The following is a 21,379-nucleotide window of genomic DNA, read 5'->3' as shown; positions in this document are numbered from 1 at the left end:
ATTGATTATTCTATTTTAAAATTGGCCATAAATCTGCGTCCCATTGCATTTCTTTTACTACTAATCTTGGCGTTCCGTTGGATTTCTTTTCGTAGGCATGGTAAAAAATATAATCTTTACCATCAAACGTATAAACACTGTTATGGCCTGCACCAAAATAATTTTCATCGCCCTGAACGACTACACTTCCGCCGCCTTCTGTCAATAATTTCCCGTCTTTATCAACATAAGGTCCGGTTACATTTTTTGATCTGCCAACTACAACTTTATAGGTGCTTTTTTCTCCGCGACAACATAAATCCCAAGAAAGAAATTGATAATAATATTCGTTTTTCTTAAAAATAAATGGAGCTTCGAGTGCGCCGTCTCCGGGATCAGAATCTGGTAATTCAAAAGTTCTTTTTCGTTTTGAAATGGTGTGCCATTCCTGAGGCTGGGCAATTGAGTTTAAATCGGGATTTAATTTTACCATTTTCAGTCCTTCCCAAAAAGAACCAAAAGCAAGCCATGGTGTATTGTTTTCATCGAAGATTAAATTTGGGTCAATGGCGTTCCACATATCGCGGTTGGGCTGCGACTGAATGACAATTCCCTGATCGACCCATTTGTAGTTTTTATCTTTTGAGTCTAAAGTCGTATTAGTCGCAACACCAATCGCCGAAGTGTTTTTGGCGAAAGCCGAAACCGAATAATAGAGATAATAAGTGTTGTTGTGAAATGAAATATCGGGCGCCCAAATATGGTTTTTGAAATCGGCTGCAACTCCGTCTGCCCAAACTGGTTTGTCTTTGAAAACTTGTGGTTCGGGATTCCAGTTTTTTAAATCTTTGGAGCTAAAAACACTGATTCCTTTTCCGGTGCAGAACAAATAATACGTGTCTTTTTGTTTGATGACAACGGGATCGTGAACTATAATTTCCTGTGCATACGAGACTAAACCAATCCAGAAGATTAGAACAAAAAGTGCCTGTTTTATGTTTTTATAAACCATATAAGTTATTGTTTTTTCACCATATAAGTGATGTAAGAAAATTTAAGTTTTGCGTTGACTGAAGACTTTTTTAAATCATATAAGTTAAACTATTACTGAACACTAAAAACTGAGAACTGAACACTAATCATTGAATTCCTTCCGATGTCATAATTACTCTTTTCATCGTTCCGTCTTTGTTATAAAATAATTTATCGACACAGACTGATCTTCTAAAACTTCCTCCGTCTGGAATTGATGCTCCGTTGTGATAAATGAAATACGACTGTCCTTTAAATTCAATTATCGATTGATGATTTGTGTTGCTATTTCCGGCGATTTCGTTTAAAATTCCTTTAAATTCCCATGGGCCGTTGATCGATTTGCTCATGACGTATGCAATTTTTTCAGGAAATTCATAAGCGTATGATAAATAATACCAGTTTTTATGTTTATGAATCCATGGTGCTTCTGTAAAATTTGGTAGTTTTATATGATGAATTTCACCGTCTATTTCAGTCATATTTTCTTTTAATTTGGCGTAATGACAGGCGGTATTTCCCCAAAACAAATACGCTTGTCCGTCGGTATCGATATAAACTGTTGGGTCGATATCGTCCCAGCTTATATTGGAAAATTTGGTCATGTCGTTTGTAATTAAGGCTTTTCCTAAGGCATCTTTAAAAGGTCCTGTTGGACTGTCTGAAACGGCAACGCCTATTGATTTTCCGGGTACAGAACTGTGTTCAACCGTTACATACCAATAAAATTTTCCGTTTCTTTCGATTACCTGCGAAGCCCATGCATCATTTTTTGCCCATTTAAAATCGGTTACTTTTAGGGGCACGGGATGCGATTCCCACGTTTTCATATCTGATGAAGAATATACCAGCCATTCATTCATTTTATAGAAATGAAAATCATTTGGTGCTTCGTCGTGACCGGCATATAAATACACTTTGTCTTTATAAACCAATGCTGCCGGATCTCCAGTGTATTTGTCTTTTATAATAGGATTGTTTGTTTTTATCGATTGGGCAGTTCCTGCAATCGATAAAAGCAAAATGGATAGGCTTGTAAATAGTTTCTTCATTATTATTATTTTTTTTGCCACAGATTAAATGGATTAAAATGATTTTTTTTAATCTTTGACTTTATTTTTTTGTCGCGAATTGCGCCAATTTTCTCGAATTAAAATTTGTGGAGATTCGTGAAATTCGTGGCTTATTTTTCTCACACAGATTTTTTAATCTTTTTTAATCCTTTAATCTGTGGCCATTCTTTAATACTTGGAATTTGGGATTTTAAAAAATTGGAATTTTCTCATTGAGTTTTTAATTTATTTTCTTTCCCCAAACGGCTAATCCTGCGCTGTTTATTCCGGTATAAGTTAAAGTCACTTTTCTTGTTGCTGATTCCCAATCCCAGGCATCAATTACGTTGCATTTAACTCCGTTTATGGTTGCAATTTTTTTAGTCGCGTCATACGACCATGTTCCGGATATACCACCGTTTACTTTTTTATCTGCGGTTAAATAAATCGTAACTGATTTTTGCATGGTTTTATATTGGTAATTCATAGTAATTTGTTCCCATGTTCCCACTAAACTTGCGTCGGCAATTGTAGTTGTTGGAACTCCTGCGTAACGTTCCGGTTCTACAACAGGCCAGCCGTCTTCTGTCCATTGAATTCCGTGAATATGTCCCATCATGACAGCGTTTGAAACGTTGATTCCGGCAACACCTTCGGGCAATCGCGCTTGTGAAGCATAATACCATTGTTTGGTTGTTGGGTTTTGAAAAACGGCACAGTGAGAAAATCCAACCCAGCCGGTATGATTTTTAAACTGATACGGATGTGTTATCATTGGATAACATTCTGCTCCGTTGGTAATACTGATTCCGGTATTGGTTACATAAGGGCCTAAAATGTTTTTTGAGCGTGCTACACGGGTATTATAGGCAACTGATAATTCATCATAAGCCAGAAATAAATAATAAAACTGCGTATCTGGATTGTAAATAATTTCAGGACCTTCGAGTGCCTGCCAGCGGTTTGTATTTACATTTCCGCGTCCGGCGATTCTGGTTCCGTAATCGTCGATTGTTTTTAACTTGTCTGGTTTTCCGGTTGCTGGATTTAGTTTTAAAGCAGCAATTCCCGAATGCCATGAACCATAGATTAAATATTGATCGCCTTCTAGAGTTTCGATAAAACTGGGGTCAATGGCGTTGAATTTAAAATAAGCGTCCCAATCGTTTCCTCCGTTTCGAACGTAACTTTTTACGCCGTCAGGTTCTGAGCAAACGACCATTCCTTTATCTGTCCAATTGTTTGAAGCCAAATCTGTAGTTTCGGCCAAACCAATAAAAGCACGTTCTGTCCATGACGTATTTGTGTCTGTTCCAGTGATTGGGTTGGTCACTACAATGCTGTAATACATTCTGTAGATATTGCCCACTTTTCGAACGCAAGGTGCCCAATATCCATAATTAGGATTTTCTATTGGAGGAAGTGCCGGATTCATTCTGGCTCTTTTATTATTTAAGGAATCTTTTACCCAAGCGGGAGCCTGTGTCATTGATGATCCCATAAATTCCCAATTGATTAAATCTTTTGATCTTCTGTAGAAAAAATGTCCGTTTCCTTCATGAGCATTTCCATAAGAAGCATCGGTTTGGTACATATAATAATACTCTCCCGATTTTTCTACTGATGGATCGTGTACGTTGGCTAAATTCCATTGTGTTCTGTTTCCCCAGCTTGCTATTGCTGTGTAATTATCGGCATAAGTCGGCCCCGGAAAAGTTGGCGTAACCACAGGCGGATCTACGACTACCGGCGGAGTAGGAGTTTCTAACGCCGGATCATCTTTGGAACAGCCGGATAAAACAGCTACCACCAAAAACCCGATGAAAGAAACAATTTTTAAAATGGAATTTGATTTTCTCATCTTTTTTATCTTTTATTTTCCTTCTAAAACAATTACAGAGAAAGGAGGAATGGTGATTTCTAGTTTTCCTTTTTTGTTTTCAAAACCTTTAAAAACTGTTGGTACAATTTTGTTTGGTGTATCGAATGAATTGTAATCCTGCAATTTTGCCGATGTTAAAATTGTTGCTGTAAAGTTTTTAACGCCAAGATCGTTGGTGTCGATTTCTATTTTGTTTTTATTTTTAGCATCAACATTGACTACTGAAATATGAACGGCTCCGTTTTTATCTTTTGATGCTGAAACGGATACCGCAGGAAGTGTTTCTCCTTTAACGGTATACAATGGCGATTGAAAAGTGATTGGCAGTAATTTTGCATCCTGATGAACGCTGTACATTTTCATTACATGATAGGTTGGCGTTACAATCATTTTAGCCTTATCGGTAAGGATTACGGCTTGTAGAACGTTTACACATTGTGCTAAATTTGCCATACGAACTCTGTCTGCATGATTATTGAAAATGTTTAAAGTTGCTCCGGCTAAAACAGCATCACGCATAGTATTTTGCTGATATAAAAATCCCGGGTTTGTTCCTTTTTCCACTTCATACCATCCGCCCCATTCGTCAACAACCATGGCTACTTTTTTCTCTGGATCATATTTGTCCATCACGACTGCGTGTTTAGTAACGAGTTCTTCCATTTTTAAGGCAGACTGCATAGTTTTGAAATATTCTTCTTCAGAAAAATTTACGCCGTCTCCTTTTTTACCCCAGTCAATTACGGCATAATGGTGAACGCCGACTCCGCCTAACATATTTAGCGGAATGTTTTTCATTAAGACTTCTGTCCAGTTGTAATCGCTGCTGTTTGCTCCAGATGCGATGCGGGTAATTCCGCCAGAATTATTCCAATCTGACATAAAAGTGGTGAATTTTCGGTATTCGCCAGCGTAATAATCTGCTGTCATGTTTCCACCGCAGCCCCAGGCTTCGTTACCAATTCCCCAGAATTTTACTTTCCAAGGTTCTGTTCTTCCGTTTTTTACACGCAAATCACTCATCGGACTTTTACCTCCAAAATTGGTGTACTGAACCCAGTCTGATAATTCCTGAACGGTTCCGCTGCCTACATTTCCTGATAAATACGGTTCGGCTCCTAAGACTTCACATAAGTTTAAAAAGTCGTGTGTTCCAAAGCTGTTATCTTCGGTTACACCACCCCACCATTGATTTACAATTGTAGGTCTTTGTTCTTTTGGTCCAATTCCGTCTTTCCAATGATACGTATCGGCAAAACATCCTCCAGGCCATCTTAAATTTGGAATTTTTAAATCTTTTAAAGCCGCGATAATATCATTTCTAACTCCTTTTGTGTTAGGTATTTTTGAAGTATCTCCCACAAAAAAACCTCCGTAAATACAGCGTCCTAAATGTTCGGCAAAATGACCGTAGATATTTTTGTTGATTGTTGGCGCATCAGCATTGTTTTTTATAGTAACAACTGTGCTTTGAGAGAATCCTGCCTGATTACAAAGGGCGATAAGAAATGTAATTAAAAGTGCTTTTTTCATAGGTTTTTAATGTTGGAATATCATGTGAAGATTTTGAATTCTTCACATGATATTAGGTATTCTAACTAACTCAAAATTTATTTTTTAGTCGCAGTTTACAGTCTCAGTCACAGTTTACAGTGATACTGGGACTGTAAACTGAGACTGTGACTGAGACTGAAAACTCAATAACTGTCATTCTGTTTTGTTCCCGGATTATTATCCATTTCTAACTGCGGAATTGGGAAATATTCACGTCCTGCTGTATACGAATTAAACTCGGCATCTCTTGTTTTCAGCCATGCTAATTTTGTTGGATTCTGCAGCCATCCCCAACGACGTATGTCATCAAAACGGTGGCCTTCCAGAGGGAATTCTAAAAATCTTTCGTGCCCAATTTGTTCTCTCATCTGGTCCTGGTTCATTCCCGGTTTTGTAACTGATAAATCCGGCAGATTTACTCGGTTTCTAACCATTTGAATGTACGCATATGCTCCCGGTGTATCGCCAGTTTCGTTTAAAGTTTCGGCATACATCAAAAGAATATCGGCGTATCTTAGCAATCGCTCGTTAATTCCCGAACGCCAGTCGTATTCGTCTGCAAATTCACCATCAGAATTTTGATATTTTCTACAGAACAAATCATTTAAATCTCCGGGACTTGAAGCATAAAAAGCAGCAAAATCTCTTCCGTATAATTTTGTTCCGGGTTTATTGTAAAAAATAGTAGCATCTAAACGCGGATCAACGTCTCCTGTTTTTGTTTTTTCTTCCTGAAATTCGTTAAATAATGCCCATGTTGGCTGCACATCTGTCCATCCAAAAGCTCTTGGTGCATAAGTAATGGCACGTGCAGATGTTTTCCCCCAGCCAGATGCAGGTGCACCGCCCCAACCTAAATCAACACCGCCGGCATCTCTGCTAAATTGTACTTCAAACAGGGATTCTGAATTGTTTTCGTTTGCTGTTGTAAAATTATCTCGATAGTTTGAAACTAAAGAATACACTCCTAAATCAATAACTTGTTTAAAAGTAGTTCTGGCATTTGTAAAATCTTTAGTAAACAAATAGGCTTTTCCTAAATATCCTAAAGCTGCCCCTTTTGTAGCGCGTCCTTTTTGACCTGCATCCGGACCTGTAACTCCAACGTAAGAATTAGGCAGCAATTCGGCCGCTGTTTTAAAATCGGCAATAACCTGAGCCCAGCCTTCTTCGTTTGATTTCTGCGGATGATATACCTCAACATCTAACGGAATTGGTACATTTTTAAACATATTTACGGCGTGAAACAAATACAATCCTCTTAAAAAATAGGCCTGTCCTAAAATTCTGTTTTTGAGTGCTTCATTTTCAAATTGAATATCAGGAACATTGGTTAAAACCTGATTGGCACGATAAATACCTTGATAATAAGTTTCAAAAGCCCATCCGTAAATCGCTGCATCGGCTACATTGGAATTAAAATGTCCAACATTATACATAGACGGCCAAGGACTGTTTGTGCGAGAATCATCTGCTTTGGCATCTAATAATAATGGCGTACTTCTCATGTACGTTCCATCTGTTAATAAACTTCCGTATACGGCATTAATTCCTTCCAATGCATCCTGATCTGTTTTCCAAAAAGAATCTACTGCATCATTATTTGGGTCGAGTTGGGTCAAATCTTCATCGTCAACACAGCTTGTTGTTACAACAGCCAGTGAAAAGAAAACCGCTATATAGTTAAATATTTTATATTTCATTTTAATACGTTTTTAGTTGGTTAGGCTCGTTTAAAAATTTACTTCAACACCCAAAGAAATAGTTCTTGGATTTGGAAAAGATCCTGCATCATATCCTCTTGAAAGTAGTCCATCACTATTAAAATCAGGATCGTAACCCTTATATTTTGTGATCGTTAATAAGTTCTGCCCATTGATGTAAACCTTAGCACTTTGAATAAATTTATCTTTTAACGGAATGTTATATCCTAATTCCATTGTTTGCAGTCTTACATAATCACCGCTTTCAATAAATCTATTGGAGTCTCTTGAATTTCCGTTAGGATCACCAATAACCGGAGCCGGAACATTCGTATTTGTATTGGTTGGCGTCCAATAATTTAATTCATCTGTGTGATGGTTAGTATATTGCCCAATCATCAAATTACGGTACATGGCATTGAAAATTTTATTTCCGCCGCTGCCCTGCCAGAACATTGAGAAATCAAAATTGGCATAAGAAGCGCTAAAATTCACTCCGAAACCATATTTAGGAATTGTTACACCTTGAAAAGTTCTATCGGCATCTGTAATGGCGCCGTCGCCGTTTACATCTTTAAATTTAATATCTCCGGGAGCCGCACCCGTTTGTGTTGGAGAAGCCGCAACCTCAGCTGCATTTTGGAAAATTCCAATTGCTTCCCATGCAAAAAGTTCACCCACAGATCTTCCTACTTCTGTTTTTGAAACTGCTCCATAAAGTGGATTTGAGTTCACTCCAATTTTAGTAACTTCATTTTTCAGCGTTCCAAAATTGGCCGAAATATCATATTTAAATTTATGATGATGATTACTGTATGATGCTGTAAATTCTAAACCATGATTTTTCATGTCTCCTGCATTCGTAAAAATACTCGCCGGAAAAGCTCCTGTAGAAAACGGCAGAGGTACAGTAACTAAGATATCTGTAACTTTTTTAGAAAAATACTCTGCTGTAAACTGTAAATCGTTATTAAAAAACCCAAGTTCTAAAGCAATGTTATTGCTGCTTGTTTTCTCCCATTTTACATTTGGGTCAAGTGAACTTACTACGGTTGTACCCGGTGCCAGTTCGTTGTTAAAATCATATCCGGCGAAACTGTTTACTGTTGAAGCAAAAAAGTATTGCGGAATCGTGTTATTACCTAATGTACCGTAACCACCGCGAAGTTTAATATTGCTGATCCATTTTGGTAAGGTTATGAATTTTTCGTTGCTGATTTTCCATCCTCCTGAAAAAGAATAAAAATTTGCCGAATTATTGATCTCACTAAAAAGAGAGGTTTTATCTTGTCTAAAATTGGCCTGAAGCAAATATCTGTCATCATAAGAATAATTTAATCTGCTGATATAAGATATTCCGGTTATGGTAAATTTATATTCACCTGCGTCTCTGGAATCTGCGTACTGCATCATGCTGATTTCGCCCGGTTTAAAACCTACGCCTCTTGACCAGTGGTTGTAATTTTCTCTTCTTTCCTGAATCCATCCGGCAAGAGCGTCTATTTTGTGTTTACCAAGCGTAACTTCATACGTTAATAAATTATTCAGGAACGTTCTTAATTCATTTCCGTTAGATATGTCTAAAGAAGCTTCATCATTTGTGGTGATATAATACCATCCTAAATCACTTGGCGGAATAAATTTTCTGTTTTGCCAGTCGGTTCTGTCGTAACTTACATCTAGTTTATATTTTAATCCTTTTACGATTTCAATTTCTCCCCATACATCACCAAGGAAACGGTTTCTTTTTCCATTATTTTCAATTAAATTATTATATCCAATTGGATTCATCGAAATCGCTCTTTGCGTTAAATTATCTGTTCCGCCGTAGCCGCCCAATCGGTTAGAATCGTAAACCGGCATTGTTGGAACTGCTCCCAGGATATCGCTGATAACCGTTTGTCCTGCATTGTATTCATTAAAAATTTCTTTATCAGATTGGGTGTAGCCTATTTTTACACCGTATTTGAATTTTCCTTTTTTACCATTTAAATTCAAATTTGTGGACAATCTTTCATAATCCTGAGGCGTTTTAATATAACTCGTGTTTTTAAAATAATCGACATTAAAACTATAGGCAATGTTTTCTGCACCTCCGTTAAGTGTAAGCGCTTGATTTTGTACAACTCCCGTTTGTAAAGCTTCTTTTTGCCAGTCTGTGTTTACATTTGTGATATAAGAAGGACTGTTTGGATCATTTCCCGGTGCAATACTTACCGGAACACCCGCTCTAATATCTCTGTTTCTTTCGGCTTCACTGGTAATTTTTTGGTAACCTTCACGATCTGTAACATCCCATTTTTTAGCTACTTTCTGAAGTCCTACGATCGATTTGAATTTCACGTCCATTCGGCCTGCTTTCCCTTTTTTTGTGGTAATAATTACGACTCCATTTGCACCACGAACACCATAAATTGCTGCCGAAGAGGCATCTTTTAAAACCTGCATAGATTCTATTTCTCCCGGAGCAAAATCATACGGAGCATCTACCATAATTCCGTCAATTACAAAAAGCGGATTATTATTGGTAAAGGAAGTTATCCCTCTAATTTTGATATTGACAAAACCTCCCGGCTCTCCTGATGATTGTACGGTTACGCCCGGAACTTGTCCTTGCAGCATTTTTGCCGCATCATAAGTAACTGTTTTTTTTGCCGACTCTAAGTTTACAACACTTACAGAACCTGTTAAGTCTGATTTCTTTTGTGTTCCGTAACCAATAACCACAACTTCATTTAATTTGTTTGTGTCTTCGCTTAAGGCTACGTCTATTTTTAATTGATTTGCTACCGGGATTTCACGAATTTGAAATCCTATAAATGAATAAACTAAAACATCTGTAGAAGATGCTTTAATCGTATACTCTCCGTCAAATCCAGTTGTAACAACTGTTTTGGTTCCTTTTATCATGATGTTTACTCCCGGCAAAGGTAGATTGTCTTGTGCCGAAGTAACAACTCCGCTAATCGTTTTGCCTTGAGCCGACATTTGATTAACAGAAAAAATTAGCATGCAAATTGCTAAAATCCAGTCTTTTTTTGGCAATAAAAAATTGCAGTAAAAAATTAATTGTTGGTTTGTTATCATACTGGTTTGTTTAAGGTTGGTTTTGTGGTTAGTTAATAAGTGTTAATCTTACATTTGTAAATTTAAATAAAAAAAATGCGCAAAAACAAATTAATATGACAAAAAAACATCTTAAAAAAAACATATATCGTAATTTAAGTGTATTTGTAACATTTAAAAAATTGCTATTTATTTCAAAAAAAGAAACTTTTTTGATGCGTTAATTGTGTAAAAAGTACACTTTTAATCAAAAAGCCACTTTTTAATCAAAAAACCGCCTTATTAAAAAAAGATATAAATGAGTTGTTTTTTAATTATTTAAACACAATTTAATTGCTATTTTTGTAAATAAAAACCTATTTAAATAATTGCCGTTTTTAACTTTTTTTCAAAAAACTGTCCTGTATTATCCTGTTTTTGAATTAAAAAAATCTTAAAAAAGAAAAATGAATGTTATTTTTGTCCAAAAAGTGATTTTTTTAACTCTATTTTTGAAGTGTTATTATTGTAAGTGTGAAATCTACATTAATAAATTATGAAACAATTGAGGAAGTTTATATCTTTACCAATAAAATATTGAATATGCTAAACAGTTATAGCTCTGCCGATAAGGTTTTACTAGCGGTAGATTGTATTATTTTTGGATTCGACAGTGACGGTTTAAAAATACTTTTAATTCAAAGGGACTTTGAACCTGAAAAGGGAAAATGGTCTCTAATTGGGGGGTTTTTAAAACGTGATGAAGTTTTAGACGATGCGGCTATCCGAATTTTAAATACATATACAGGTCTTAACGATATTTATATGGAGCAGTTATATGCTTACAGTGAGATTGATCGTGACCCTGTCGAAAGAACAATTTCGGTTTCGTATTTTGCTTTGATTAATATCGAAAACCACAATGAAGAATTAATTAAAAATTATCACGCTGAATGGTTTCCTATTAATGAAGCACCGCATTTAATTTTTGACCATAACGACATGGTTCAAAATGCGATAAAAAGGCTTCGTTATAAAACCTCGATAAAACCAATTGGATTTGAATTGCTGCCGGAAAAATTCACAATGCGTCAGCTTTTAGAATTGTATGAAGCGATTTTAAGCAAAGAATTAGATAAGAGAAATTTTATCAGTAAAATAAATTCTCTTGAAATTCTGAATAAACTGGATGAAAAAGACATGCAGTCGTCCAGAAAAGGATCTTATCTCTATACTTTTAACAAAGAGAAGTATGAAGAGAAATTACTTAATGATTTTGTATTGAATTTATAAGAAAAGTTTTGCCCACGGATTTTACGGATTTGGACTAATCTTAATTTTTTTTCTGGGAAACCGAATAAAGTTTTTCACGCAGATTTTGCAGATACCGCAGATTATACGTTTTAAGTTTAGCCACAGATTAAAATGATTTTTAAAATCTGTGTGAATCTTTTTAATCTGTGGCAATATCTATAAAAAACAAAACCCTGAAATCCACAATTTTCAGGGTTTTTTCTTCAATAAAACTACTATTAAAAAAATAAACAAAATTATTTATTATCTTTTTAACCCTGTTTTAAACGGTCATTATGAACACTAACCGCTAAAACAAATTAATAAGTGTAAAATTTACATTTGCAAATGTAAGCAAAATATATCTTCAAAAACAAGAAATTGTTTTTTATTAATTTACTATTAGATTTTTCAAACAAAAAGCTGTTTTACTGTGATATAAACAATCTTTTTGCTAAAATTCTTTGTTGAGTCCTTACAAAGAATTTCTCATAATTAACGATGATTTGTTTTCAATTTGTTCTTTCTTTCCTTTTAGAACCATTTCGGCGAGGATTTTTCCCATGGCTTCAAAATGTGTGGAAATAGTGGTGATTCCGTTCGCGGCGATTTTTTTCAGCGGTGTTTCATTATAAGATATAATTCCAAAATCGCTTCCGAGTTTTAAATTTTTATCTCTGGCGTTTTCGATTACGCGAACTAAATCACGATCATTCGGAATGATATATAAATCCCCTTCTGTAATTTCTCTGTTGGTAAATTCAGCGATAACTTCAGATTCAAAATTATATTCGGCACAAAAATCTTCAAAACCTAATTTCATTCCCAGCGGTTCGCGAAAACCAGGAAAAATTAAAATCAGTTTTTTGTATTTACGCAAGCGCTCTTTTCCTCTTTTCAGTCCTTCAAAAATATCCTTTTGGTGGTTTTGATAAATTGCCGGATATATTTTTAAATCTGAATTTGTTTGATCCAGTATAATTACATCACCTACTGGTAGGGTTTTTATCGAAGCAACGATATCTTTTAAATTTGTGGGCATCAAAATGTATTTGGTATAATTACCATTACTGTCGTTTATGAGCTTTTGAAAAACCTGACTGTTGAAATGGTGGAAGAAAATATCGACCTGAACATTTTTTCCAATGTTGTTTAAAAACGAGTTATAAATATCTTCCTTAAAAATATTCAGCTCATCAAAAAGCAAAAAAATCTTTTGTTTTATAGTGATTTCAACGCTTTTAACGTAATATCCTTTTCCGGGAATGGCATAAATAATCCCTCTTTTTTTGAGTTCTTCATAGCCCAGCAAAACGGTATCGCGCGATAATGAAAACGCCAGACAGACTTTATTTACTGACGGAAGCCTGTCGCCTTTTACTAATTTTTCTTCTTCAATTGCTTTTTCTATTGAAAGAATTATCTGCTTATATTTTGGCAGACCAATGTTATTTTGAATCGAAATTATATTCATAGGAAAAGAGAAATTTTGTGCAATATACAAAAACTGGTAGGTACTGGTATGTAAAAGTAAAGAAATGTTTCTATTTTTGAATTTCACTTTTGGCAAAATTTACATGGAAATAAAACATAAATCGCATTTAAAGGAAACTTATAATTCTAAATCCTTTGGTTTCACTCCAGATAACAACGAAATTCTTTCTTTAGAATTATCGAATAAAAATGGTATGAAAGTCGAGATTACAAATTATGGAGCGACTGTAACGTCTTTACAAGTTCCGGTTTCAAACGGAAATCTTGTTGATGTGGTTTTGGGTTTTGATTCTGTTTCTTCTTATTTAGAGTCTTATTTGCTGCCAAGTGCTCCTTATTTTGGAACAACGGTTGGACGTTATGCGGGAAGAATCAATAAAGGAACTTTTTCATTAAATGGAAAAACCTATGAATTGGCCAAAAACAATAATGGAAATTCGCTGCATGGCGGAAATAATGGTTTTGGAAGAAAAGTATGGAATGTTACCAATCAAACTTTGGGCGAAAATCCTTCGATAACTTTTAGTCTTATAAGTAAAGATTTAGATGAAAATTATCCTGGAGAATTACATGTTGATTTAACGTATACTTTGACAGAAGAAAATGAACTGAAATTAGATTATAAAGCGGTTTCAACTGAAGATACTATTATAAATTTAACGCATCACAGTTATTTTAATCTGGACGGACATGATGGAAGTGTTTTAGATCAGACCATTTTTATTGATGCTGAAAAAATAGTAGAAACAAATCACGAGAATATTCCAACCGGAAAATTTATTGATCTTACAAATCATGAATTTGATTTTAGAACAGCTAAAAATTGCCCCGCTTCAATAGATAATTCTTTTGTGATCGAACCGACAAACAACGTTGCGGCAATTTTATCGAGCTCAAAAAATAATTTAAAAATGAGCGTTTATACAGATCAGCCAAGTGTACATATATATGTAGGCGGAAACTGTTTTGATATTTTAAAAGGAAAAAATGATGTAGTTTACCATAAAACAAGCGGAATTTGTTTTGAAACTCAAAATTTTCCAGATGCTCCAAACCACGCACATTTTCCGAATTCGGTTTTGAAAAAAGGCGAAGAGTATATTCAGAAAACGGTTTACAAATTTGAAAATATAAACTAACTACCTATTACAATATAATGAATGATATTTTAATACAAAATACTACTGCTTTTTTTGAGAAATCATTTGGCTCTAAGCCAGAAAAAGTGGTGCTTTCTCCGGGAAGAATTAATATTATTGGAGAACATATTGATTACAATGACGGTTTTGTTTTACCGGCTGCAATTGATAAAGTGATTTGTTTTGCATTTGAAAAAAACAATTCAAAAAAATCAAAAGTAATCGCAATTGACTTAAATGAAGAATTTGAAATTGATTTAACTCAAGAAGTAAAACTGAGCGATGTTGTCTGGACAAATTATATTCGCGGTGTTATAAAACAATTGCAGGATAACGGATATTCGTTTGATGGTTTCAATTGTGTTTTTAGCAGTAATATTCCGGTTGGTTCCGGATTGTCTTCTTCTGCAGCTTTAGAGTGCGGAACTTTATTTGGAATCAAACAGCTTTTCGATTTAAAAATCGAAAAAGTTGATATAGCATTATTAGGACAAAAAGCAGAACACTGGGTTGGAATTAACTGCGGAATTATGGATCAGTTTTCGAGCGTTCACGGTCTTGAAAACAAAGTTATAAAACTAGATTGCAACACGCTTGATTTTGAATATCACAATGCCGATTTTAAAGATTATTCATTGATTTTAATGGATAGTAATGTAAAACATTCTCTTTTTACATCGGAGTATAACACTCGCAGAATTGAGTGTGAACAAGGTTTGGCTATTATTAAAAGTAATTTTCCTGAAGTAAAAAGTTTCAGGGATTGTTCTGAAGAACAGCTTTTAAGTATTCAGGATAAAATGAGCGAAACGGTTTTTAAAAGGGTTCATTTCGTTGTAAAAGAAATCAACCGGGTTATAAAAGCCTGCGAAGCGCTGGACAATGGAGATATTGAACTTTTAGGACAATTGCTTTTTGAAACGCATTATGGTTTATCGAAGGAATATGAAGTAAGCTGTGCCGAGTTAGACATGCTTGTAGACACTGCAAAAGCAGATGACGCCATTATTGGTTCTCGCGTTATGGGAGGCGGTTTTGGAGGCTGTACTATAAATTTAATAAAAAAAGGACATGAAAATCAGGTAAAAAGTAAGTTTTCAAATCTTTATTTAGATACATTTGGGATTGAATTAAAATTTTATGATGTAAAAATCTCAAACGGAACAACATTACTTTAATACCGACACAACACAATGAAAAATTTTGACATTAACGAAGATCCCCACAGACGTTTTAATCCCTTAATTAATGAATGGGTTTTGGTTTCACCTCATCGTGCAAAACGTCCGTGGCAGGGACAAAATGAAACCATTTCGACAGAATCACTTCCTAAACACGATCCCGAGTGCTATTTATGTCCGGGAAATGTTCGTGCAAACGGAGTAAGTAATCCGGCATACAAAAACAGCTTTGTTTTCGACAATGATTTTGCTGCTTTAAAACAGGATGAAATTATTTTTGAAGAAGATATTAAGCACACATTTTTTAAGGCAAAACCAGAACAGGGAATTTCGAGAGTGGTTTGTTTTTCTCCAAGACACGATCTTACGCTTCCTGAAATGGAAGTTTCAGACATTGAAAATATTGTAAAAACCTGGCAGAAAGAATACACTGATTTAGGAAATATAAAATACATTAACCACGTTCAGATTTTTGAAAATAAAGGAAGTGTTATGGGCTGCAGTAATCCGCACCCGCACGGACAAATCTGGGCGCAGTCTTCATTGCCAACTCAGGTTGAAAAAACGCATAACAGTTTAAAATCCTATTTTGATAAAAACCAAAGAACTTTATTAGAAGATTACGTTCAGGCCGAATTAAAAGTAGGAAGCCGTATCGTTATCGAAAACGAACATTTTGTGGCATTAGTTCCGTTTTGGGCAATCTGGCCTTACGAAACAATGATTGTAAGCAAAAGAGCCATCAGCAAAATAACTGATTTTACGGCTGAAGAAGTTTCGGCTTACGCCAAAATTTTAAAGCAGTTAACAATTAAGTACGATAATTTATTCAATACTTCTTTTCCGTATTCGTCTGGAATTCACCAAGCACCAACAGATGGTTTTGACCATCCGGAATGGCATTTCCACATGCATTTTTATCCGCCGTTGCTTCGTTCTGCAACTGTAAAAAAATTCATGGTGGGTTACGAAATGATGGGAGAATCTCAAAGAGATATTACTCCGGAGAAAAGTGCCGAAATTTTAAGACAACAAGCTGATGTGCATTATAAAAATGCAGTAAAAATTGACTAAATTTTTACGTAATAGTCTGTCATTTGAAAATTTAACAGAATTATTTACTTATAAATGTAAATAACACATTTAAAATGATTGTTTTTTAAGTTTTTATTTTAAATTTGGCTTTCGTTCTTGTTTTAATAAAAAAACAACAGAATAAAAACACATATTTCATTTTTAAACACATTAAACCACATAAATATTAATTTCAGTTTTTAACTTAAACAATTACCTATACTAATTATCTAAAATACTATTAACAATGAACCAGAACCTCACTCTCGCAGATTATGCGGTTTTTATTATCTATTTCATCGTAGTATCTGTCTACGGTTACACTGTTTATCGCAAACGTAAACAAGACGAGCACGATGCCAAAGCTTATTTTCTTGCCGAAGGAAATTTAACCTGGTGGGCAATTGGAGCATCATTAATAGCATCAAACATTTCTGCAGAACAATTCATCGGGATGAGTGGTGAAGGTTTCTTTTTAGGAATCGCTGTTGCTGCTTATGAATGGCTTGCTGCTGTTGCCTTGATTATTGTAGCCGTTTGGTTCATTCCGGTGTATCTTAAAAATAAGATATATACTATGCCTCAATTCTTAAAAACACGTTATAACGAATCGACTGCGTTGATTATGGCTGTTTTCTGGTTGTTTTTATATGTATTTGTAAACTTAACTTCTATTCTATATTTAGGGGCAGTTGCTATTAACGGTCTTGCGGGAGGAGAATATCTTCACATTATTATGATCGGCCTGGCTGTGTTTGCCTTATTTATTTCTCTTGGAGGAATGAAGGTTGTGGCTTATACAGATGTTATTCAGGTTGCTGTATTAATCATTGGTGGATTAGTAACTTCTTATATTGCTTTAACAACAGTTGGACAATATTTTGGAGTTGGCGAAAATGCAATCGAAGGTTTTAAAGTTTTAATGAGAGAAGCTCCGGAACATTTTAAAATGATTATTCCAAAACCAACTGCGACTTCATCTCAACTTGAAATTGATAAATATTTGACTTTCCCAGGTTTGATGTCTTACCTTGCTGGTATCTGGATTATCAACTTAAACTACTGGGGATGTAATCAATACATTACACAAAGAGCTCTTGGTGCAGATTTACAAACTGCTCGTACAGGAATTTTATTTGCTGGTATGCTAAAATTATTAATGCCATTAATCGTAATGCTTCCTGGTATTGCTGCTTATGTTTTATACCAAAACGGACATTTACCTCAATTAGTTGGAGGAAAAGATGGAGCTTATTCTGCTGTATTGACTTTCTTACCAACTGGTTTAAAAGGACTTTCTGTTGCTGCTCTGACTGCTGCAATTGTAGCGTCATTAGCAGGAAAAGTAAACAGTATCTCAACAATCTATACGTTAGACGTCCATAAAAAATACATTCAAAAAAATGCAGGTGAAAAACAACAGGTAAATATTGGTAGAATTGCCGTTTTTGCTGCCATGCTTTTAGCTGTTTTATTTACTTGGAATGACCTTTTAGGAATTGGCGGAGTTGGTGGATTTACATACATTCAAAAATATACCGGATTTATCAGCCCTGGAGTTTTCGCAATGTTCTTCCTTGGTATGTTCTGGAAAAGAACTACTGGAACTGCAGCTATCGTTGGTGTAATTTTAGGATTTGTTTTATCTGTTTTATTCAACGAATATGCTCCGGCATTATTTGGAAACGAGACATTACTGTATACTGCTTATCCTAACGGAAAAGGAGCTTTCGAAATTCCTTTCCACATCTGTATGGGATTATCATTCTTCTTTACGATGTTAGCTATGATTGGAATCAGTTTTGCTGGACCAAAAGTAAATCCAAAAGCGTTTGAAATAGACTCTGAAATGTTTAAAGTAAAACCACAAACAACAGTTTTAATTGTAATTACATTACTGATTATCGTAGCATTGTACGTTAAATTCTGGTAATTTTTTAATAAGTAATTTTGAAGTGAAAAGGGATCCTGTATGGGATCCCTTTTTTATTGAAACATAAATTCATTATTATATTTAGGTGATTTTTCTAAATATAATGAAATAATCACATGAATAGATTCTGTAAATCAGGTAGAAATACGTGAAACTTATATTGCATTTTTACACTATATTTAGCTGAAAATCTTTTAGTTACAAAATTATATTTATTCTCAACATAAAACTTGCAAATCATGTGTAACCTAAATAAATATCTTATGTTTAGAAAAGAAAAAAAACTCCCTTTAAAAATTCAAGAAAAGTTCAAATCAGAAAAGAACTTAATTGTAGTGATTATATTTCTTTTAGTATCTGGTTGTAGTTCTGTTAAATGCTCAAAATTTTACACTTATAGTGCTAAAAAAATTGATTTAAAAGGTATAACCTTAAAACTTAAAAGTCAAGGAGTAGATCTAGGAGATGTAGGTATCGCTGAAGTTTCAATTGATCCTAAATACGTTGTAGCAAATAACAAATTGCAAGAATTGGATTTATTACAATATGCTATGTGTAATCAAATTAATGGATTGAGCAAAGGTTCTATACGAGATAATGCTATTGTAAATTACACTAAGGTTTTAGAAGAAATGTTAAAAATAGCTCAAAATCCAGCCCTCAATGACACCATTAAAAATAAATAATTGTTATTTAATTACATTAATCTTAATACAAGTATTAGCTAGTTGCTCATCTTCCAAGTGTGACAATTTTTTTTCTTATGAAAGCAGAAGTTTAGACATTAAAGGACTTACAAAAAAAATTGAAAGTAAAGAAAAAATTAGTAATCTAAATGTTGGCTCAATTACTTTAAAAAAAGATTTTGTAGAAGTAAGTGAAAGATTAAAAGAACTTGACATTCTTCAATATTCGTTATGTTCACAATTAAAGTCATTTAATGGTACTACAGAAGAGAAAAATGCTCTTATTGCCAAAAACTCAGAAACTATCCGCGAAATGCTTAAAATAGCGCAACAATCATCTGATTTACCAGAAAGTCAACAGAACAGATTATTGGTCGGCTATAAACAAGAGTTAAGTTCCAATCATCAAGTTCTAATAGAACTTTTAAAAAATACCGAAATTATTTTAAAATATGCTAGTTTAATCGCGGATACAACTTGCTTAAGAAATAAAAGGATCAAAATACTTTCAACTCTTTTTCCATACCAAAATATTGAAACTAATGTAAAAATTAGCCCTAGAGATTTAGCAAAAAATGCTTTTTCAGAAATTGTATCTAAAGAACTTCTAAAAGATTCTCTAGAAATTCAAAAGTTCACTTTAGTCGCAAACTCGATAAGTATGACAATTGACAAAACAATTACAACGCTAAAATCTTTGTCAGATTTAGATAGAACAAGATACATAATCAATGAAAGTTTTTGGATTAGTAATATCGATAAAATACAAAGAATAAGTTCTTTTGATGCAATGAAATTTCAACCAATTTACCCTCAAATGAAAACATTACGAAATTCTTATGACATAGTCTATAGTCGAGTCATTGATTATTTTATAAGCATTAGAGAATTTTTATCTCCAAAAAATGGAATTATTAATTTAGATTCACTAGATAAGGTTTTAACTTCAGAGAGATTTGCACTTGATTTAATCGCTACGTATTCTATTGAATTGGCAGAAAGCAGTAAAAGAATAAAAAATATAATAGAAGAAATCACGACCCAAAATTAATATCTGACAGAACAAAGCCCTGATTATTCAGGGCTTTGTTCTTTTTGCATATTTAGTAAATACGCCATATTGGCTATTACGTGATCATGTTTCTTGACAAACGAATTCTCTTCGTTCCAAACATAACCTGCTAAAACAGCACAAATTTTTTCCTTTACTTCGGGATTTTCCGGCTGATGGAAAAATAAAGTCTGAAGGTTTCCGGTATACCATTCCTTCACATATGTTGTAAATACTGAAATTCCACGTTTCATATATTGTGTAAACTCCACTTCCCAGTCCACAGGAATTCCCTGCGATTCTTTTAAATATAATTTTGCCGCTAACATTCCAGATTCTGTCGCAAAAGCAACTCCAGACGAAAAAACCGGATCAAGAAACTCAGAACTGTTTCCTGTTAAAGCAAAACCATCTCCGTACATTCTTTTTACGGCTCTCGAATAATTTTCCAGCTTTACAGGTTCAAATAAAAATTCTGTGCCTTTAAATCTTTTAATATAATAATCTGATAGCTGAATAGCGTTTTTCAAAGCCTCCGCATTATCTTTATTTTCAGAAAGCGAATTAATAAAATCTGTTGGCCCAACAACACCTAAACTCGTGTTTCCGTTAGAAAACGGAATCACCCAAAGCCAAACTTCAGTTTCTAAAATATCAAATGAAATCTGCGTTCCTTCCTCACCTTCTGGTCTGTTAATATCTTTTACGTGTGTAAAAATCGAAGAATGCGGGTCTAATTTCGACGGCGTATCTAAATCTAAAAGTCTTGGTAAAACACGGCCGTATCCGCTGGAATCGACGATAAATTTAGCATGAATCTCTTTTAAATTCCCGTCCTTATCTTTTACAATTGTTTTTGAATTTTTTCCTTCAAAAGAAACTTCTAAAACTTCCGTTTCAAATTCAAGGTCAACACCTTTACGAACCACTTCCTGCGCCATTGTGTTGTCAAAATCAGCTCTCGGAATCTGCCATGTCCAATCCCAGCCTTCTCCAAATTTCTTGCTGAAATCAAAAACACAGATCTCTTCGCCTCTAATAAAACGGGCCCCAAGTTTCTTTTCAAAGTTCATTGAATTAAGAGCATCAAACAGTTCTGCCTCAGCAAAATGATCCATTACTCTGGGAATTAAGCTTTCGCCCACAACAAGTCTTGGAAACTTTTGTTTCTCAACAACTTTCACCTTAACATTGTTTTTATGAAGATACGATGCCGATACGCATCCAGATGGTCCGGCGCCTATTACTAAAACATCTACAAACTCCTTTGTCATAATAAAA

Annotated in this window: 15 protein-coding genes; 7 read left to right on the top strand and 8 right to left on the bottom strand. The window is 34.5% G+C overall.

The window, feature by feature from the left end; all coding sequences use genetic code 11:
* Positions 1–10: 10 nt before the first annotated feature.
* The 6 genes from FLAPXU55_RS06790 to FLAPXU55_RS06765 form a co-directional block, all read right to left on the bottom strand.
* On the bottom strand, positions 11–991 hold the full coding sequence (locus FLAPXU55_RS06790; RefSeq protein WP_180857076.1) for an arabinan endo-1,5-alpha-L-arabinosidase: 981 nt from the start codon (positions 989–991) through the stop codon (positions 11–13).
* Between the two features lie 127 nt (positions 992–1,118).
* Complete coding sequence (locus FLAPXU55_RS06785; RefSeq protein ID WP_180857075.1) at positions 1,119–2,063, bottom strand: glycoside hydrolase family 43 protein; 945 nt, start codon at positions 2,061–2,063, stop codon at positions 1,119–1,121.
* A 241-nt stretch (positions 2,064–2,304) separates the two neighbouring features.
* Positions 2,305–3,924 carry an arabinan endo-1,5-alpha-L-arabinosidase gene (locus tag FLAPXU55_RS06780; protein ID WP_180857074.1) on the bottom strand — a complete coding sequence of 540 codons (1,620 nt, stop codon included), beginning with the start codon at positions 3,922–3,924 and terminating at the stop codon, positions 2,305–2,307.
* Positions 3,925–3,936: 12 nt separating this feature from the next.
* Positions 3,937–5,478, bottom strand: coding sequence for an alpha-N-arabinofuranosidase (locus tag FLAPXU55_RS06775; protein WP_180857073.1), 1,542 nt, complete (start codon positions 5,476–5,478; stop codon positions 3,937–3,939).
* Between the two features lie 164 nt (positions 5,479–5,642).
* Positions 5,643–7,202 carry a RagB/SusD family nutrient uptake outer membrane protein gene (locus FLAPXU55_RS06770; RefSeq protein ID WP_180857072.1) on the bottom strand — a complete coding sequence of 520 codons (1,560 nt, stop codon included), beginning with the start codon at positions 7,200–7,202 and terminating at the stop codon, positions 5,643–5,645.
* A gap of 30 nt (positions 7,203–7,232) precedes the next feature.
* On the bottom strand, positions 7,233–10,289 hold the full coding sequence (locus tag FLAPXU55_RS06765; protein ID WP_180857071.1) for a SusC/RagA family TonB-linked outer membrane protein: 3,057 nt from the start codon (positions 10,287–10,289) through the stop codon (positions 7,233–7,235).
* 561 nt (positions 10,290–10,850) lie between these two features.
* Between FLAPXU55_RS06765 and FLAPXU55_RS06760 the strand changes: the two genes are divergently transcribed.
* The gene (locus FLAPXU55_RS06760; RefSeq protein WP_180857315.1) at positions 10,851–11,540 is read left to right on the top strand and encodes an NUDIX hydrolase; all 690 of its coding nucleotides are present in this window, start codon (positions 10,851–10,853) and stop codon (positions 11,538–11,540) included.
* A 475-nt stretch (positions 11,541–12,015) separates the two neighbouring features.
* Here the strand turns inward: FLAPXU55_RS06760 and FLAPXU55_RS06755 are convergent, their stop codons facing one another.
* Positions 12,016–13,014 (bottom strand): GntR family transcriptional regulator, encoded by a 999-nt coding sequence (locus FLAPXU55_RS06755; protein WP_180857070.1) that lies wholly within the window; start codon positions 13,012–13,014, stop codon positions 12,016–12,018.
* Positions 13,015–13,117: 103 nt separating this feature from the next.
* On the opposite strand from FLAPXU55_RS06755, the gene FLAPXU55_RS06750 reads away from it, so the two are divergent.
* From FLAPXU55_RS06750 to FLAPXU55_RS06725, 6 genes are all read left to right on the top strand, one after another.
* A complete protein-coding gene (locus tag FLAPXU55_RS06750; RefSeq protein WP_180857069.1) occupies positions 13,118–14,173 on the top strand; it encodes an aldose epimerase family protein in 1,056 nt (351 codons plus the stop codon).
* Positions 14,174–14,190: 17 nt separating this feature from the next.
* Complete coding sequence (galK, locus tag FLAPXU55_RS06745) at positions 14,191–15,351, top strand: galactokinase (RefSeq protein ID WP_180857068.1); 1,161 nt, start codon at positions 14,191–14,193, stop codon at positions 15,349–15,351.
* Positions 15,352–15,366: 15 nt separating this feature from the next.
* Positions 15,367–16,428 carry a UDP-glucose--hexose-1-phosphate uridylyltransferase gene (locus FLAPXU55_RS06740; RefSeq protein ID WP_180857067.1) on the top strand — a complete coding sequence of 354 codons (1,062 nt, stop codon included), beginning with the start codon at positions 15,367–15,369 and terminating at the stop codon, positions 16,426–16,428.
* A gap of 247 nt (positions 16,429–16,675) precedes the next feature.
* Entirely contained in the window at positions 16,676–18,361 is a 1,686-nt protein-coding gene (locus FLAPXU55_RS06735) for a sodium/sugar symporter (protein ID WP_180857066.1), read from the top strand.
* Positions 18,362–18,624: 263 nt separating this feature from the next.
* On the top strand, positions 18,625–19,047 hold the full coding sequence (locus FLAPXU55_RS06730; protein ID WP_180857065.1) for a hypothetical protein: 423 nt from the start codon (positions 18,625–18,627) through the stop codon (positions 19,045–19,047).
* A complete protein-coding gene (locus FLAPXU55_RS06725) occupies positions 19,025–20,098 on the top strand; it encodes a hypothetical protein (protein ID WP_180857064.1) in 1,074 nt (357 codons plus the stop codon). The genes FLAPXU55_RS06730 and FLAPXU55_RS06725 overlap by 23 nt, the downstream gene beginning before the upstream one ends.
* 23 nt (positions 20,099–20,121) lie before the next feature.
* Here FLAPXU55_RS06725 and FLAPXU55_RS06720 read toward each other — a convergent pair whose 3' ends face one another.
* Positions 20,122–21,372, bottom strand: coding sequence for an NAD(P)/FAD-dependent oxidoreductase (locus tag FLAPXU55_RS06720; protein ID WP_053472931.1), 1,251 nt, complete (start codon positions 21,370–21,372; stop codon positions 20,122–20,124).
* Positions 21,373–21,379 lie beyond the last annotated feature (7 nt).

The organism is Flavobacterium panici (assembly GCF_903819335.1).
GTDB classification, from domain to species: domain Bacteria; phylum Bacteroidota; class Bacteroidia; order Flavobacteriales; family Flavobacteriaceae; genus Flavobacterium; species Flavobacterium panici.
This window is presented reverse-complemented; position numbering and strand designations above follow the sequence as displayed.